Origin of the sequence: Micromonospora sp. NPDC049240 (assembly GCF_040647835.1) — a bacterium.
Classification (GTDB): Bacteria; Actinomycetota; Actinomycetes; order Mycobacteriales; family Micromonosporaceae; genus Micromonospora.
The window spans coordinates 220,297-236,601 of record NZ_JBEZCX010000002.1 but is presented as its reverse complement, the minus strand read 5'-3'; the positions used below and the strand labels follow the sequence as shown (position 1 = coordinate 236,601).

General features: G+C 74.3%; 16 protein-coding genes. 5 read left to right on the top strand and 11 right to left on the bottom strand.

Translation table 11 applies throughout. From position 1 onward, the window contains the following. The first annotated feature begins 10 nt into the window (after window positions 1-10). A complete protein-coding gene (locus tag AB0B02_RS04370) occupies window positions 11-223 on the top strand; it encodes a hypothetical protein (protein ID WP_281935240.1) in 213 nt (70 codons plus the stop codon). Between the two features lie 109 nt (window positions 224-332). Next, window positions 333-755, top strand: coding sequence for an SRPBCC family protein (locus AB0B02_RS04365; RefSeq protein ID WP_357296704.1), 423 nt, complete (start codon window positions 333-335; stop codon window positions 753-755). Here AB0B02_RS04365 and AB0B02_RS04360 read toward each other — a convergent pair. Then, on the bottom strand, window positions 730-1,218 hold the full coding sequence (locus tag AB0B02_RS04360) for a GNAT family N-acetyltransferase (RefSeq protein WP_357296703.1): 489 nt from the start codon (window positions 1,216-1,218) through the stop codon (window positions 730-732). The genes AB0B02_RS04365 and AB0B02_RS04360 overlap by 26 nt on opposite strands. Before the next feature lie 45 nt (window positions 1,219-1,263). On the opposite strand from AB0B02_RS04360, the gene AB0B02_RS04355 reads away from it, so the two are divergent. Next, the gene (locus tag AB0B02_RS04355; protein WP_357296700.1) at window positions 1,264-1,791 is read left to right on the top strand and encodes a DUF1990 domain-containing protein; all 528 of its coding nucleotides are present in this window, start codon (window positions 1,264-1,266) and stop codon (window positions 1,789-1,791) included. 4 nt (window positions 1,792-1,795) lie between these two features. On the opposite strand, the gene AB0B02_RS04350 is transcribed toward AB0B02_RS04355, so the two are convergent. The 10 genes from AB0B02_RS04350 to AB0B02_RS04305 form a co-directional block, all read right to left on the bottom strand. Then, window positions 1,796-2,710: a DNA-3-methyladenine glycosylase 2 family protein gene (locus AB0B02_RS04350; protein WP_281935231.1), complete on the bottom strand. Its 915-nt coding sequence runs from the start codon at window positions 2,708-2,710 to the stop codon at window positions 1,796-1,798. 178 nt (window positions 2,711-2,888) lie between these two features. After that, window positions 2,889-3,545: a hypothetical protein gene (locus tag AB0B02_RS04345; RefSeq protein WP_281935229.1), complete on the bottom strand. Its 657-nt coding sequence runs from the start codon at window positions 3,543-3,545 to the stop codon at window positions 2,889-2,891. A gap of 208 nt (window positions 3,546-3,753) precedes the next feature. After that, complete coding sequence (locus tag AB0B02_RS04340) at window positions 3,754-4,536, bottom strand: zf-HC2 domain-containing protein (RefSeq protein WP_281935227.1); 783 nt, start codon at window positions 4,534-4,536, stop codon at window positions 3,754-3,756. Then, window positions 4,533-5,234: a sigma-70 family RNA polymerase sigma factor gene (locus AB0B02_RS04335; protein ID WP_107162224.1), complete on the bottom strand. Its 702-nt coding sequence runs from the start codon at window positions 5,232-5,234 to the stop codon at window positions 4,533-4,535. The genes AB0B02_RS04340 and AB0B02_RS04335 overlap by 4 nt, the downstream gene beginning before the upstream one ends. Before the next feature lie 82 nt (window positions 5,235-5,316). Further along, window positions 5,317-6,174, bottom strand: a complete 858-nt coding sequence (locus AB0B02_RS04330) for a fused MFS/spermidine synthase (RefSeq protein ID WP_357296697.1) — start codon at window positions 6,172-6,174, stop codon at window positions 5,317-5,319. Further along, entirely contained in the window at window positions 6,174-7,154 is a 981-nt protein-coding gene (locus AB0B02_RS04325) for a hypothetical protein (protein ID WP_281935222.1), read from the bottom strand. The genes AB0B02_RS04330 and AB0B02_RS04325 overlap by 1 nt, the downstream gene beginning before the upstream one ends. A gap of 31 nt (window positions 7,155-7,185) precedes the next feature. Further along, a complete protein-coding gene (locus AB0B02_RS04320) occupies window positions 7,186-9,660 on the bottom strand; it encodes an SMC family ATPase (RefSeq protein ID WP_357296695.1) in 2,475 nt (824 codons plus the stop codon). Next, window positions 9,660-10,808, bottom strand: a complete 1,149-nt coding sequence (locus AB0B02_RS04315) for an exonuclease SbcCD subunit D (RefSeq protein WP_281935218.1) — start codon at window positions 10,806-10,808, stop codon at window positions 9,660-9,662. The genes AB0B02_RS04320 and AB0B02_RS04315 overlap by 1 nt, the downstream gene beginning before the upstream one ends. 13 nt (window positions 10,809-10,821) lie before the next feature. Beyond that, window positions 10,822-12,570 (bottom strand): ATP-binding protein, encoded by a 1,749-nt coding sequence (locus AB0B02_RS04310; RefSeq protein WP_281935217.1) that lies wholly within the window; start codon window positions 12,568-12,570, stop codon window positions 10,822-10,824. 205 nt (window positions 12,571-12,775) lie between these two features. Beyond that, entirely contained in the window at window positions 12,776-13,549 is a 774-nt protein-coding gene (locus AB0B02_RS04305; RefSeq protein ID WP_357296694.1) for a pyrimidine reductase family protein, read from the bottom strand. Between the two features lie 334 nt (window positions 13,550-13,883). On the opposite strand from AB0B02_RS04305, the gene AB0B02_RS04300 reads away from it, so the two are divergent. Further along, window positions 13,884-15,203 carry an extracellular solute-binding protein gene (locus tag AB0B02_RS04300; RefSeq protein ID WP_281935215.1) on the top strand — a complete coding sequence of 440 codons (1,320 nt, stop codon included), beginning with the start codon at window positions 13,884-13,886 and terminating at the stop codon, window positions 15,201-15,203. Between the two features lie 121 nt (window positions 15,204-15,324). After that, window positions 15,325-16,302, top strand: a complete 978-nt coding sequence (locus AB0B02_RS04295) for a sugar ABC transporter permease (protein WP_281935213.1) — start codon at window positions 15,325-15,327, stop codon at window positions 16,300-16,302. The last annotated feature ends 3 nt before the right edge of the window (window positions 16,303-16,305 follow it).

Below are 16,305 nucleotides of genomic sequence, written 5' to 3'. Positions count from 1 at the left end.
CCGTCGCGGCGTGCCGGAGTGGAGCTGCGGATGCTGCGGTCGCTGGCGGGTCAGCGTGGAACTGGTCCGGGGGCGGTACCGCTACCGCCTCGTGCACCGCTACCCGGCGGCGCACGGCGGCGGCGCGAACGTCGTCGGCGAGGTGGGCTCCGTGGCCGAGTTGGAGCGCCTGCTCCGGCGGTACGCGCCGGTCGGCCTGGCCGACCTCCGCGAGGCCGCCTGACCCCAGCCCCGGCCGGACGGGAACCGGTCGAGATCGACGGGCGGGACGGACAACGGACCGACGAGCGGCGGCGTAGCGTGGGCGGAATGGCTCACGGGGGAGGAATGCCATGCGATTCGTCGCGTCCGTCGAGATCGCCGCCGACATCGAGCGGGTGTGGACGGTGCAGACCGACGTGGAGCGTTGGCCGGAGTGGACGCCGTCCGTCACCGCCGCCCGCCGGCTGGAGTCCGGGCCGCTGGTCCTCGGCTCGACGGCCCGGCTCGAGCAGCCCCGGCTGCGTCCGGCCCTCTGGCGGGTCACCGAGATCGACCCGCAGTCCGGGTTCGTCTGGGAGTCCACCAGCCCCGGCGTACGCAGCCGGGGCGAGCACCGGCTGGTGCCGCTGGCCGACGGGCGGACCCGGGCCGAGCTGGCCCTGACGCAGAGCGGGCCGCTGGCCGGGCTGGTCGGGCTGCTCTTCGGGTCGACCGTCCGCGGCTACCTGCGGCAGGAGGCGGACGGGCTCAGGCGTCGCTGCGAGGAGCGTTGACCTTCTCCAGGATCGCCAACCGGTTGCCGTTCTCGTCCGGCCGGTGCGCCACCACCCGGTAGCCGCGCCGCGCGTACAGGCCCAGGTTGTCCGCGCTCTGCGCGCCGGTGAACAACGCGAACCGCGCCACCCGGCCGACGCAGGCGTGCTCCACCGCGGCCAGCAGCCGCCCGCCGATGCCGCGTCCCTGCTGGTCCGGGGCGACCGCGAGGCGGCCGACGTGGGCGGTGTCGCCGTCGAGGCGGGCCCGTACCGAGCCGACCAGGCGGGTCCCGCGCCGGGCGGCGAGCACCACGACCGGGCCGGCCAGCGCCGCCCGGACCTCGTCCAGCGTCTCGGTCAGCGGGGGCAGGAACACGTCCCGGTACCGCTGCGCCTCCACCAGGTATGCGGCACGCTGCACGGTGAGGATCTCACCGGCGTCCGCGACGACGGCGGGGGCGATGGTCACGTCGTCGGTCACCGGGTCAGCTCACCACATCCGCCCCGGGCGGTCGTACCCTGGCGGGTGTCCCCGCGCGAGGAGGTGGCCGACGTGCCCGAGTTGACGTACCCCGAGGTGGGCGCGACCCGCGACGGTCGCCGGCCGGCCGGCTACCACCACCTGCGCCACCGGGTCCGGCTGCCGGACGGCGCGTTTCCGGTCGCGGCGGACGCGGTGCTCGGCTGGCGGCTGCACCGCGCCGCCGGCGTGGTGATGCGCGCCGACGCGCCGCGCGCCGCGCCCGGGGTGCGGGTCACGCCGGGGCTGGGCGTCGGGCCGGCGCGGATCTGGGGGCCGACCGAGGTGGTCTGGGCCGTGGACGAGCCGGACCGGGCCGGCTTCGGCTACGGCACGCTGCCCGGGCACCCGGAGATCGGCGAGGAGGCGTTCCTGGTCACCCGCGGCGCGGACGGGACCTGGTTCGAGGTGACCGCGTTCAGCCGGCCGGCCCACTGGTACGTGCGCGCCGCCGGGCCGGTCACCCGGGGCTTCCAGCTCGGGTACGCGTGGTGGCTGGGGCGGACGCTGCGTCGGCTCTGCGCCGGCCGGTGACCGCTCAGTAACGGGCGAACGAGCGGATCGGGGCGCGCGGGCCGTACTTCGGCGCCTGCACGCCGGCGGCCTCCAGCAGCACGCACACCCGCCCCCGGTGGCCCCGGAACGGCTCCAGCAGCGCCAGCATCCGGGCGTCGTCGCCGCGCGGTTCGCCGGCCAGCGCCCAGGCCACCGTGTTCGGCACGTGGTAGTCGCCGACGCTGACCGCGTCCGGGTCCCCGTACGCGATCCGGACCACCTCAGCGGCGGTCCACGGCCCGATGCCGGGGATCGCGGTGAGCCGGCGGGTCGCCTCGGCGGCGTCCGCGCAGCGTTCCAGCCGGTCCGCGACGGCGGCGGCGCGGCGCAGCGTGTCGGCCCGCCGCTGCTCCACCCCGAACGGGTGGAACACCCAGTACGGCGTGGCCGCCACCGCGTCCGGCGTCGGCGGCAGCAGCAGCGGTTGCCGCGGCCCCGGCGCCGGCTCACGGAAGTGCCGCACGGTCGCCGCGTACGCCCGGTAGGCCTCCTTGCCGGTGACCTTCTGCTCGAAGACGGCCCGCAACAGCCGGGGGAACACCTGGCCGGTGGCCGGCATCCGCAACCCGTGGTGCTGGTGGGCCAGCCGGGCCACCAGCGGGTGCGTGGCGGCCAACGCGGCGAAGCCGGTCAGGTCGTCGGCCAGCCCGGCCACCCGGTCGGCGCGGTCGACCACCCACGCCGCGCCCGGGCCGTACCCCTCGGCGACCAGCTCGCCGGCCTCGGGGCGCAGCGCCAGCGTGGCCGGACCGTCCGGGGTGCGGGTGGCCCACCAGAAGCTGCCGGCGGCGATCCGCGCGCACGGGTCGTACGGGCTGAAGGTCAACGCCCGCACCGAGGCGGCCAGCCGGTAGCCGGCCGGGGGGCGCAGCGTACGGCGGGCGGCGGGCGAGGTCACCCCGCCACTCTGCCACGCGGCTCCGCCGTGACGACGGACACCGCCGTGCACCCTCGGGCGCGCGGCGGTGTGTCGGTGCCGGGAGGCGGGGCGATGCCGGTACGCCCCGCCTCCCGGGTCCACCACGGTGACCGGCCGCGCCCTCCCCGGCGGCGGCCGGTCACCGTGTCCGGTGCGGTCAGTACGAGTAGTCCGAGCCGCCGCCCGAGTCGCCGGAGCCACCCGACGCCGGCGGGGCGACCGGCTTGGGGGTGCCGGTCGGCAGGCAGGTCAGGTTCTTCTTGCCGTTCGGGTCCACGACGAACCAGGTGCCGCCGACGCCCTGGCCCTTCCACTGGCCCGGCTTCTTGTCCCCGATGTAGCGGTAGACCGGCCAGTCCCCGATGGTGATCTGCCGGGTGCCGTCCTGGCGGGTGACGGTGCCGACCTTGTCGTCGGAGACGCCCTGGAGCTGCGGGTTGCCGTCGGTCAGCGCCGGCGGCCAGACCTCGGCGCACTTGTCCACGCAGTTGGACTGCGCCGGGTTCGACGAGTCCTTGTCGAACCGGTACAGCACCCAGCCGTCCTGGTCGGTGACGACCTTGCCCATCCGGGGCAGCTTCTTGCCGACCAGCTCGTCGGTGAGTTTCACGTCCGACGGGGGCGCCTGGTCGGCGGCGGGGGTCTCCGGGGAGGCCGACGCCTCCGGCTCGGCCGCCGCGGTGGGTTCGGCCGCGGCGACGGCGACCGGCTCCGCCGCGCTCGAGTTCGCCCCGTCGTAGCCTGCGGGGGCGCAGGCCGTAAGTGCGACCATCGCGCTCGCGACGATGACGGTCGTCCGCATGTGGTGTGCCACGTGCCCTCCTCGTTCTTGGCAGTTCGCCGGGTAGTACGGGCGACGGTGCTGTCAAGGTTGAAGTCAAAAGGGTGGGCCATTTCACAGTGGACGGATTGAACCGATCCGGTCCGTGGCCCGTGCGCCACCACGACGGAACGGACCGGTCCGGGAACGACACGACGGCGCCGGACGGCCGTGGCCGCCCGGCGCCGTCGGCGCGGTGGGTTCAGAGGTCGGAGACGGTCACCAACGGGCTCGCCACGCCGTTGACGTCCACGGACTGCACCTGGACCTTCTCGATGTCGGCCAGCGGGGCCGAGGTCGACGCGCTCAGCTCCAGCGCGAGCGGGTTCTGGTTGGTGCCGTAGCCGCCGCCCGGCACCGACCAGGTGCCCACCACCTCGCTCGTGGCGTTCTTGCGCACCACCACCAGCCGGCAGGTGCGCGGCCCGGGCAGCCGGCTGAGCTGCACGGCGATCTGCGTGCCGTACTCCTTCTTCGCCAGCCACATCGTGGTCGTCACGCCGGTGCCCGGATCGGTGGCGTTGTGCTCGTCGCCCTCGATGTCCTTCTCGCCGCCGACGCCCGGCCGGTTCGGGTCGGTCGGGTCGCTGCTCGGCGCCACCGTCGGCACGCTCTGCGTCGGCCCGGCCTGCGGCGTCGACGGCGGGTCGTCGCCGAGGAAACCGGCCGCGACGCCGCTCAGGCCGCCGAACACCACCACGGCCGCCGCGGTGGCCAGCAACTGCCGGACCCGGGTACGCCGCCGGTCCCTTCGTACCGCCACCAGCGTCCGGTCCAGCAGCGCCGGATCGGTGTGGGTCTGCTCCAACGCGGCCATCGCCTCGCCGTCGATGCCGGAGAGCAGCCCCACCACCGGGACCATCGTCTCCAGCTCCGCCGCGCACGCCCAGCAGGTGGCCAGGTGCTCCTCGAACCGTTCCATGTCCTGCGGATCCAGCACGCCGAGCGCGTACGCGGCGACGTCCATGTGGTCGGCCCGGCTCATTCCGTCACCCCCCTCTCCTGCAGAGCCGTGCGCAGCGCGCGCAGCGCGTAGTAGACCCGGGACTTCGCGGTGCCCAGCGGCAGGCCCAGCTCCTCCGCCGCCTCCGGCACGGTCCGACCCCGGAAGTACGTCGCCACCAGGATCTCCCGGTGCGACTGGCTGAGCGTACGCAGCGCGTCCGCCACGGTCATCGTGCGCAGCACCCGGTCGGTGCTGTCCGACTCGGCGAACGCGGTCAGGTCCCGGTCGTACGTCTCCGCCGGGCGGGCCTGTTCGCTGCGGTGCTCGTCGATGGCGATCCGCCGGGCCACCGTGACCAGCCAGGGCCGCAGCGAGCCCTGACCGCCCTGCACGCCGAGGCGGTGCGCGTTGCGCCAGGCCCGCAGCAGCGTCTCCTGCACGATGTCCTCGGCGCGCTGCCGGTCCCCGCCGGTCAGGCGCATCACGAACATCAGCAGCGGGCCGGCGTGCTCCGCGTAGAGCAGACGGATCAACTGGTCGGAGTGGCTGGCCTCGGCGGAGGTCGCCTGGTGGCGTCCGGGGGCGGGTCGAGGCGGCACCGGGTCATTCTGGCGATCGGCGGGACGTGCGTCGACCCCCCGACCCGAACGCGACGCGCGGGAGTGTGGCTGCGCCCGGGCGAACATCCACTCGGGCCGCGCCACCTCGCCGTGCCAGCCGGCCGCCACCGCATGCATGCAGACCTCCGGTGTCCAATGACATCAGCCGGCCCCCCACGGGCATGGCCGCCCGGTGATACGCAGCGCGCCGCCGAACGGATCAACGTCTGACGGAAAAAATTCCCGGTGGCGGCGGGGTGGAGTCCACCGCGTCCGCGTCGGAGACCACCGGGACGCCGCCGGCGAACCGGTCCAGCTCGTCGCCGGCCACCACCCGGCCCGGGAACCAGTCGCCGGCCGCGCGCCGGGACAGCTCCGGCACCGGCGGCTCCACCCGGGACGCCACCAGCACCAGGTTGCCGTACCGCCGGCCGCGCAGCACCGCCGCGTCGCCCACCAGGCAGGCCCGGGGCAGCACGGTCCGCACGGTGGCGACCTGCCCGCGGGCGTGCCGCAGCGGCGGGCCGTCGGCGACGTTCGCCAGGTAGCAGCCGTCCGGCGCCAGCACCCGGGCCACCTCGGCGGCGAACTCCACCGAGGTCAGGTGCGCCGGGGTGCGGGCGCCGGCGAAGACGTCCGCGACGATCACGTCGTACCCGCCGTCCCGGCTGGACGACAGCGTGGCGCGGGCATCGCCCACCCGCACCCGCAACCGGGGATCGGCCGGCCAGGGCAGCTCCCGCCGGACCAGGTCCACCAGCGCGCCGTCCACCTCGGACACCCGCTGCGTGGAACCGGGCCGGGTGGCCCGCACGTACCGGGGCAGCGTCAGCGCGCCACCGCCCAGGTGCAGCACCCGCAACGGCGCGCCGGCGGGCGCGACCAGGTCGATCGCGGCGGCCAGCCGCCGGACGTACTCGAACTCCAGGTGCGTCGGATCGGTCAGGTCCACATGCGACTGCGGTGCGCCGTCCAGCAGCAGCGTCCACGAGCCGGGACGGTCCCGGTCCGGCACCAGCTCGGCCTGCCCGGTGTCGACGTCCGCCACCACCCGGTCGGCGTCCCGTCGCCGGCCCATCAGCGCCGCATTCCACGCGCCGCCGAGGTGAGCACCCGATGCAGCAGCCGGGCGTCGCCGAGCATCCCGCGCAGCTTGCGCTCCAACCCGGCGATCGGCACCAGGTTCTGCGGGGCCCGCGGGTCCTTGTACGGGGTGGACGCGAACCGGGGCAGCGTGACCAGGGACAGGTCGGCAAGCGCGACCGCCTCCGGCACGGTCAGCTCGGCCGAGCACTCCATCCGGACGATGCCCGCCCAGGGCGCCCCGGCGGCCACCGGCAGACGCAGATACCACGACCAGCCGCCCCACGCCGTGCCCAGCCGGAACACCGGGCAGCGTTGGCCCGGCGCCAGCCCGGTCACCACCGCGGTCAGTCGGGCGTCGAGATACTGGCTGTGCTGGGTCTTGATGTAACCCAGGGTGCGGGGGAGGTTCCGGCGGCTGCGCAGCGGACCGTCCACCACCAGCAGGTCGCCGTCGGCGCGGACCGCGTCCGAGACGGCCACCTCCAGCGCGGTCAGCGGGCCCTGCACCGCGGCCGGCAGCTTGCTCAGCTCGCCGGTGCCGCCGACCCGGTGCACCGGATAGCGGACCGAGCCGGCCACCACCTCCTGCGCCGACGGGCTGGCGGTGAACAACCCCCGGCCCACCCGGGCGCCGGCCAGTTCGGCGGCGCCCCGGTCCAGGTCGCAGCGGACCACCCCGGCCGCGTACGAGGCGGCGATGCCGGGGAACGAGCCGCCGTCCTCCTCGGCCGTCCAGACGCTGGCGTCGATCCGGCGGACGCCGTCGACGAGCAGCACCACGTCCGGCGACCGCACCCCGGGACGGGGATCGATCGCCCGCCAGTCGGTGACCGGCAGTTCGACGTCGGCCTCCACCTGGGCGCTGCTCGGCGTCGCCGGCCCGGTCCCGCCGGCCGCCTCGAACGACGCCCCGTACGCCGGGTCCCACGAGTCGACGAAGAACCGGGCGCCGGCCCGGGACGGCCCGGTCACGCGGCGCCCCGCCGCGCGCCGCCGCACGCGCTCACAGGCCGGTCCGCTCGATGCGGGCGGTGCGGGCGTCCTTGCGGACCTCGAAGCGGACCGGGATCCGCTCGGCCAGCGCCGGCACGTGGGTGACCACCCCGACCATCCGGTCCCCCCGGGCGGCCAGGTTCTCCAACGTGGCGGCGACCGTGTCCAGCGTGGCCGCGTCCAGTGTGCCGAAACCCTCGTCCAGCACGATCGACTCCAGGCTCGCCGCGCTCGTCGACATGCCCGCCAACTGCTCCGACAACGCCAACGCCAGCGCCAGCGACGCCTGGAACGTCTCCCCGCCGGACAGCGTCCGCACCCCGCGCCGCAGCCCGGCGTCGTGGTGGTCGACCACGAAGAACTCGCCCTTGTCGTGCACCAGGTCGTACTGCCCGCCGGACAGCTCCCGCAGGATCCGCGACGCGCCGTCGACCAGCAGGTCCAGCGCCTCGGTGAGCAGCCAGCGCTCGAAGTTGTTGGCCCGCAGGTGGCTCGCGAGCGCGCGGGCCACCCGCGCCTGCCGCTCGTGGCCGGCCCGCTGCTCGCGCAGCTCGGTCGCCTGCTCGCGACGCTCGGTGAGCCGGCGCAACTCCGCCTCGGCCCGCTCCACCGCCACCGCGGCGTCGCGCAGCGGATCGTCCGGCGCGTCCAGCCCGGCGGCGGTGAACAACGCGCCGATCCGGTCGGACACCTCGCCCGCCGCCCGCCGGGCCGCGTCCACCGACCCGGCCAACCCGCTCCGGTCGGCCCGCCGCCGGTCGGCCTGCTCGCCCGCCCACCCGGCCAGCGCCGCCCAGGCCGACGCCACGTCGTCCCGGTCGGCGGCCGGCGGGCCGAACCGGGCCAGGCCGTCCCGCACCGCGTCGAAGTCGCGCCACGCCCGGCGCAACCGGTCCTGCGCGCCGTCGAGCGTGCCCCGCGCCCGCCGGGCGGCCTCCCGACCGGCCCGCACCGCGCCACCAGCCTCGTCCAACGCCGTCCGGAGCCGGGCGTGCTCGGCCAGCGACCGCCGCAGCGCCTCCGGCGCGGCGGCGTCCGCGAGCTGCCCGTCCAGCTCGGCCAGCCGCGCGGCGAGCCCGTCCTGCTCGGCCCGGACCCGCAGCAGCACCCGGTCCAGGTCACGGGCGGCGGCGTCGCGCTCGGCCACCACCCGCTTGGCGGCCTCGCTGGCCGCCCGCGCCGCCTTGCCAGCCGCGAGCGCCCGACTCACCGCCGAACCCTTCGGCACCGCCGGCACGGCGAGGACCACCTGCTCGCACACCGGGCACGGCGCGCCGTCGACCAGGTGCGCCCGCAGCGCCACCGCCTGGTCGGCGGCCTTCGCCTCGTCGTGCGCCCGGAACGCCGCCTCCAGCTCGACCTCGGCCCGCTCGGCGGTGGCCCGCGCCGCGTCCAGCGCCGCGACCGCGGTGTCGTGCTCGGCCCGCGCCGCGTCGACCGCCGCGCGGACCGTCGCCGCCTCGCCGGTCAACCGCTCCCGGTCGGCGTACGCCCGCAGCAGCAGGCGCGCCGCGCTCTCGTCGCCGGCCGCGGCCAGCTCGCCGCGCAGCTTCTCCTCGCGCTCCTCGGCCAACCCGACCGCCGCGGTCGCCTCGTCGACGGCCACCCGGGCCGCGGCCACCGCGCGGGCCAGCTCCGCGGTGCCGTCCGGCGGCCGGACCCCGGCCAGCACGCCCAGCTCGGCGTCGAGCGCGGCCAGCGACGCGGCCCGCTCACCGGCCGTGGCCCGGGCCCGTTCCAGTTCCGGTACGGCCGCCGCGACCGCCCCGGCCAGCTCCCGCACCGCCTCGACCCGGCCCCGGGCGTCGGCCAGCCGCGCGTCGTCCACGTCGGCGAGACCGCCGAGCACCTTGTCGACCGTCTCCAGCTTCGCCTCGGCCTGCCCGGCGCGCTCGACCGCCTTCTTCTGCACGTCCTCGTAGACGCCCAGCCCGAGCAGGTTCACCAGGATCTGCTGCCGGGTGGCCGGCTTCGCGTGCAGGAAGTCGGCGAACTGCCCCTGCGGCAGCACCACGCACGAGGTGAACTGCTCGTACGGCAGCCCGACCGCGTCCAGCACGGCCTGCTCCATCTCGGCCGGCGTGCCGGCCACCACGTCACCCAGATCCTCCGGGCTGAGCCCGGTGTCCAACTTGGTCACGTCGAAGCCGGGCGGCATGAGCTGGAGCCCGGCGTTGGCCGTCTTCACCGTGCCCCGGCCGTCGCGGCGGACCACCCGGGTGGCGACGTACCGGTCGCCGGCGGACTCGAAGACCAGCCGGACCCGGGCCTCGGTGGCCGACGGGGCCAGCGCGTTGGCCAGCCCGCGCGTGCCGCCCCAGCGCGGCACGGTGCCGTAGAGCGCGAAGCAGATCGCGTCGAGCACCGTCGACTTGCCCGAACCGGTCGGCCCGACCAGCGCGAAGAAGTCGGCGTCGGTGAAGTCGACGGTGGTCTCCTCGCGGAACACGGTGAAGCCGGCCATGTCCAGCCGCATCGGCCGCATCAGTGCTCCACCTCCTCGAGCAGCTCGTCGAAGAGTTCCCGGACGCCGTCGTCGGCGTGCCCACGACTGCCCAGGTAGTCGGCGAACAGCTCGCGCGGCGAGCGGCCGGCCCGCTGGGCGGTGCGGGTGCCGCTGCCCGGCGCCGGCATCAGCTCCGGGTCGATCCGGATCTCCAGCGCGCGGGGGAGCAGCTCCTGGACCTCCTCGCGCAGCCCGGCCCGGGGTTGTTCCCGGACGAAGACCCGCAGCCAGCCGTCCGGCGGCTCGATCTCGGCGAGCTGCGCGAGGGTGCCCCGCACCGTGCGCAGCGGCACCGCGCCGGGCACCGGCACCTCCCGGATCCGGGCGGCGGTGGTGGCGGTGACCTCCACGATCGTCACCGAGCCGACGTTCTCCTGCTCGCCGAAGTCGACCGCGAGCGGGCTGCCGCTGTAGCGGATCGGGCAGGGGCCGATCACCCGCTGGGAGCGGTGCAGGTGGCCCAGCGCCACGTAGTGCGCGTTGCCCGGGAAGACGGTCGCCGGCACCGCGTAGCCGAGCACGGTGTGCGCGTCCCGCTCGCCGCCGCCGGTGCTCGCCCCGACCACGGTGAGGTGCGCGGTGACCAGGTGCACCCGGTCCGGCTCGGTGAAGCCCTCGGCCAGCTTGTCGAGCACCCGGCCGAGATGGTCGGCGTAGGTCTGGTTGGCCTCGGCCGGGGTGAGCGCGTACATCTCCACCGCGCGGACCGCGTAGCGCTGGGACAGGAACGGCAGCGCGGCGACCCGCCACCGCTCGCCGTCGCGGGTCACCCCGTCGATGACGTGCTCGGCCGGATTCTCCCGCACGCTGCCGCGCAGCGTGATGCCGGCGGCGTCGGCCCACGGGCGCAGCGCGTCGAGCGCCGCGCCGTTGTCGTGGTTGCCGCCGATCGCCAGCACGTCGGCGCCGGTGCGGCGCAACGCGGTCAGCGCGCGGGTGACCAGCCGGGTCGCCTCCGGCGTCGGCGCGGCGGTGTCGTAGAGGTCACCGGCGACGATCACCAGGTCGGGCCGCTCCTCGCGGGCGATGTCGATCACCTGGGCGAGGACCTGCGTGTGCTCCTCGGCCCGGGACTGCCCCTTGAGGACCTTGCCGACGTGCCAGTCGGAGGTGTGCAGGATCTTCATGGTGGGTCGCCGCCTAGAACGGGATGTCGTCGTCGGAGGTGCCGGAGCCGACCACCGCGAACGGGTCGGCGGCCTGCGTGATCGACCGTAGCGTCTCCGACGGGGCGCGGCCCGCCTCGGAGACCCGGGTGGCCCACGCCGGGAACGGGAACTCCAGGCAGAGCGGCACCGGGATGTCCGGCTGGTTGACGAACATGGTGCCGGGCTTGGCCAGCAGCGCCCGCTGGCGTTGGGCGGGCGGCAGGAAGCCGTACTCCGGGCGGGACGCCTCGGCCGGGTCGAGCCGGCCGACCACCCGGATCGCCGAGTTGGTGACGATCCGCCGCTCCACCTCGCTCGCGGTCTGCTGCGCGCCGACCAGGATCACCCCCAGCGAGCGGCCCCGCTCGGCGATGTCGAGCAGCACCTCCTTGATCGGGGAGGAGCCCTCGCGGGGCGCGTACTTGTTCAACTCGTCGAGCACGACGAAGAGCAACGGCTTGGCGGTGCCGGCCTTCTCCTTGCGCTCGAACTCGCTCTTGAGCGTCACACCGACCACGAAGCGCTGCGCGCGGTCCGGCAGGTTGTGCAGGTCGACCACGGTGACCTGGGCGCTCTCCGCGGTGTTGATCGAGTGCGGGCGGCGGGTGGCCAGGTCACCTCGGATGAGCCGGCCCAGGTCCTTCTTGCTGCCGATGAGCCGGCGGGCGAACGCGTTGACCGTGCCCAGGCCGACCGCGCTGCCGGCCCAGTCGCCCCGGGTCTCGTCGTCGTTGAGCTGCTCGACCACGTGGTCGACCAGGTCGGCGTAGGAGCCGAGGCGAACCCCGTCGATGCTGACCCCGCCGTCGGCGGGCTGGGCGTATCTGGCCAGGTGGGCGGCGACCGAGTGGACCACCATGGTGTATTGCTGGCGCTCGTCGTCGGCGTCGGCGAACACGTAGGGCAGCAGCCGGTCGGCGCAGAACTCGCTCAGCGTCCAGTAGAAGCTGTCCACGCCGGTGAGCCGGCTGCTCACATCCGGCGTGCCGGAGGAGTCACCGACCCGGGGCGGGGCGTACACCCGCACGTCGGGGAACGCGCCGGCGTCGAGACCGAGCTTCGCGTACGCCGCGCGGGTCGGGTCGTCGAGCCGGGTGTTCGGGTGGTCGAGGAAGAGCAGGTCCTCGCCCTTGACGTTGAAGATCAGTGCCTTGGCGTTGACCGCGTCGCCGCCGAGCACGCCGGAGCGGAACACCGAGTAGAGCAGGAAGGTGGCGAAGCTGGTCTTGGTGGCCACCCCGGAGATGCCGGAGATGGAGACGTGCGCGCCCCGGGTGCCGTCGAGGAAGTCGGCGTTGAGGTAGACCGGCACGCCGTCGCGGCCCATCCCCATCGGGATCCGCCGCTCCATCCGGTCGAAGTGCAGCGCCCGGGCCCGGGCGTCACCCTCGGCCCGGTGCACCACCGCGCCCGGCGTGGGCGGGACGTAGAACTCCGGATCGACCCGGGTGGTGGTGATCTCGGCGGCCTCCTGCACCTGCGCCGGCAGCGTGCCGTCGGCGATGGCGAAGACGTCGGAGTCGAACTGCGCCCCCTCGTGCCGGGCACGCACCTGGGTCACCACGCCGGCGATGGTCACCGGCTCCCGGTCGGGCAGCTCGCGTCGGGTCACCACCACGTCGTCGAGTTGCAGGTAGCTCCCCGGGGCGACGGCCGTCCAGAAGGTGAGCGGGGTGGCGTCGGCGGTGCCGAGCACCCGGCCGACCCCCTCGCCGGGGCCGTCGAGCTGGTCGTCGGTCATCGGCGGTCTCCGGTCGGCTGGTCGTCGGATTGGCGGCGCACGTCCTGCATCCTGCCCGAGGGATGCGACAGGTTGCCACGCGACGCGTCGGACGCCACGCCGGCCGCTCGCCGGGCGGATCCGGGCGAACACGGTACGTGTGATTCCGCTCCCGACGGGCGCTCGCGCCGCAGGTCACCGCCGCCCGGTGGGTGGGGTGGGGTGGTCAGGGGGTGGTGGGCGGCGGGTCGCCCGGGTCGCGGGCGTAGCGCAGCATCAGCACGCCGTCGTCGGCGGCCAGTACGTGCCGCAGTGGCAGGTGGCGCGCGGCGCTGCCGGGCCCGGCGGTGATCCGGCCGGGGCCGGCGCCGGCGAGCAGCGGCGCCACGGTCAGGCACAGCTCGTCGACCAGGTCGGCGGCGGTGAGCGCGCCGAACAGGTGCGGGCCGCCCTCGCAGAGCACCTGGCCCAGCCCGCGTCGGCGCACCTCGGCCAGCCCGGCGGCCAGGTCGACGTGGTCGGTGCCGCAGCGGATCAGGTCGGCGACCTCGGTGAGCCCGGCTGGTGGCACGGCGCCGGAGCGGGTGAGCACCAGCGGCCGGACCGGGGCGTCGGCGAAGCAGCCCTGCGCCGGGTCGAGGTCGAGCGAGCCGGAGACCACCACCAGCGTCGGGAACTCGGCCAGACCCCGCTCGCGGCGCCAGGCGCGGCGGTCGGCGCTCAGCCGGACCGCGCCGTAGCCCTCGTGCCGCAGCGTGCCGGCGGCCACCAGCAGGCCGTCGCAGAGCATCCGCAGCAGCCCGAAGACGCGCTTGTCCGGCTCGCCGGAGAGCCCGGCGGAATAGTCGTCCAGGGTGACCGCGCCGTCCGCGCTGGCGACGAAGTTGACCCGCAGGTGCGGCTGCGTCGTCCGGTCGTAGAGCGCGGTGAGTTGCGGGTCGGTGAGCGGACCGGTCCCGGGTGCGGGCCAGACCCGTTCGATCGGGGTGCCGCCGCTCATTCGCCGGCCGGCCCGGTGACCGGCGGCGTGGGCCCCGGTGCGCGGTGTTGGCAGTCGCACCACGTCCGGCCACGGCAGTCGCGGTGCCGCCGCTCCCGGCAGGCTCGGCAGATCATGCTGGCAGCCTATGCGGCGCCGGGGCGGCGGGGCGCACGCGGTAACGAAATGGGAACGCTCCCAGCGGCCTATTGACACCCCTGTTACCTGCCGGCAATCTCATGGGAGCGCTCCCGGCAGTGGTGTGAATCTCCTTCCTGCCCGCTCCGGCCCGGCGCCAAACGCACCCCCCACCACACAGATATCTCGCCTCACCACCGAAAAGAGGGGTCTGAAGATGAGCGTCCCGATCCACCGTCGGCGCTTCGCGGCCATCGCACTCGCGTCCGCCATGGTGCTTGCCGGCGCCACGGCCTGCGGCAACGACGACGACTCGTCAGGCGGCGGGGACAGCGGCGGCCCGGTCACCCTGGTCGTCGACGTCTTCGGCGACCAGGGCTTCGGCTACGAAGACCTGTACAAGCAGTACGAAGCCGAGCACTCGAACGTCAAGATCCAGGAGCGCGGCAAGGGCCTCGGTCTCGGCGACTACAACACCCGCCTGACCCAGCAGATCACCGCCGGCTCGGGCGCCGGTGATGTGGTGGCCCTCGAAGAGGGCACGATCGTCCAGTTCTACGCGCAGGCCGACAAGTTCGTGAACCTGGCCGACCACGGCGCGAACGACCTCAAGGGCAACTTCCTGCCGTGGAAGTGGGAGCAGGGCACCACCCCCGACGGCAAGGTGCTGGGCCTCGGCACCGACGTCGGCTCGATGGCGCTGTGCTACCGCAGCGACCTGTTCAAGGCCGCCGGCCTGCCCACCGACCGCGAGCAGGTCGGCGCGCTCTGGCCCACCTGGGACAAGTTCATCGAGGCCGGCCAGAAGTTCGCCGCCGCCGACAAGAAGCACAAGTTCGTCGACTCGGCGACCAACTTCTACAACGTGGTGCTGATGCAGATCGCGGGCCAGGGCACCGGCTACACGTACTACGACAAGAGCAACAAGCTGGTCATCGACCAGAACCCGGACGTGCAGGCCGCGTACCAGCTCACCACCAAGATGATCGCCGCCGGGCTGTCGAACAACCTGCAGTCCTTCTCCAACGAGTGGAACGCCGGTTTCAAGAACGGCACCTTCGCCACCATCGCCTGCCCGGCGTGGATGACCGGTGTGATCAAGGGCCAGGCCGGTGACGCGGCGGCCGGCAAGTGGGACGTGGCCAAGGCCCCCGGCGCGGGTGGCAACTGGGGCGGCTCGTTCCTCGGCGTGCCGAAGTCGAGCAAGCACCAGAAGGAGGCCGCGGAGCTGGCCAAGTTCCTGACCAGCGCCAAGGGTCAGGTCGGCGCGTTCAAGGCGGTCGGCAACCTGCCGTCGAACCCGCAGGCGCTCACCGACCCGGCCGTGGCCGACTCGACCAACGACTACTTCAGCAAGGCCCCGGTCGGCAAGATCTTCGCCGCTGGCGCCACCGACCTGAAGCCGGTCTACCTCGGCCCGAAGAACAACGCGGTCCGCACCGCCGTGGAGAACACGCTGCGCGCCGTGGAGCAGGGCAAGTCCGCCGACGAGCAGTGGCAGGCGGCTTTGAAGAACGGTGCGGCCGCCGGTAAGTGATCCGGCTGAGCCGCTCGCGGGTGGCGTCGGCAGCCCCGTGCTGCCGGCGCCACCCGCGGTGCCCGCAGAGCCCGGCGCCGCCCGTGAGGCGGGCGACGCCGGCCGAGGAGAAGGACTCCTGATGAGCCTCGACCTGCACGCCACGGCGCCGCCCGAGCCCCGCCCGCCGCGCGCCCGCACCTCGCACCGCCGCGCCAGCTCGGCCACCAAGCTGGACCTGAAGTACTCGCCCTACCTGTACGTCCTGCCGTTCTTCCTGCTCTTCGCCGTGTTCAGCGCGTACCCGATCGTGTACACGGTCTGGATCGCGTTGACCGACCGGTCCCCGCTCAACGCGACGATCTCCTTCGTCGGGCTGGACAACTTCGTCGAACTGCTCACCGACGACCCGCAGTTCTGGAACGCGGTGGTGAACACGTTCGGCATGTTCGTGCTCTCCACCGTGCCCCAGCTGATGCTGGCGCTGATGCTGGCCAACGCGCTGAACCGGAAGCTGCGCGCGCAGACCTTCTTCCGGATGGCCATCGCGATGCCGATCATCACCTCGACCGCGGTGGTCGCGCTGATCTTCTCGATGATCTACGCCAAGGACTTCGGCCTGATCAACTGGCTGCTCGACGCCGTCGGCCTGGACCCGATCGACTGGCGGGCGAACCGCTTCGCCTCCTGGTTCGCCATCTCCACCATGGTCGACTGGCGGTGGGTCGGCTACAACGCGCTGATCTACCTGGCCGCCATGCAGTCGATCAGCAAGGACATGTACGAGGCCGCCGCGCTCGACGGGGCGTCCCGGCGCCGCCAGTTCTGGTCGATCACGGTCCCGCAGCTACGCCCCACGATCATCTTCACGCTGATCATCTCGACCATCGGCGGGCTCCAGCTCTTCACCGAGCCGCTGCTGTTCACCAGCGGGTCGGGCGGCCTCTCCGGCGGCTCCGAGGGCCAGTTCCAGACCATCACGATGTACCTGCTCGACGTGATGAACCAGCGCTTCCGGTGGGGTTACGCCGGGGCGGTCGCGCTCGTGCTCTTCGTGCTCATCGCACTGATGTCGACGGTCAACTACCTGCTGGCCCGCCGCATCAGCTCCGACAAGTGAAGG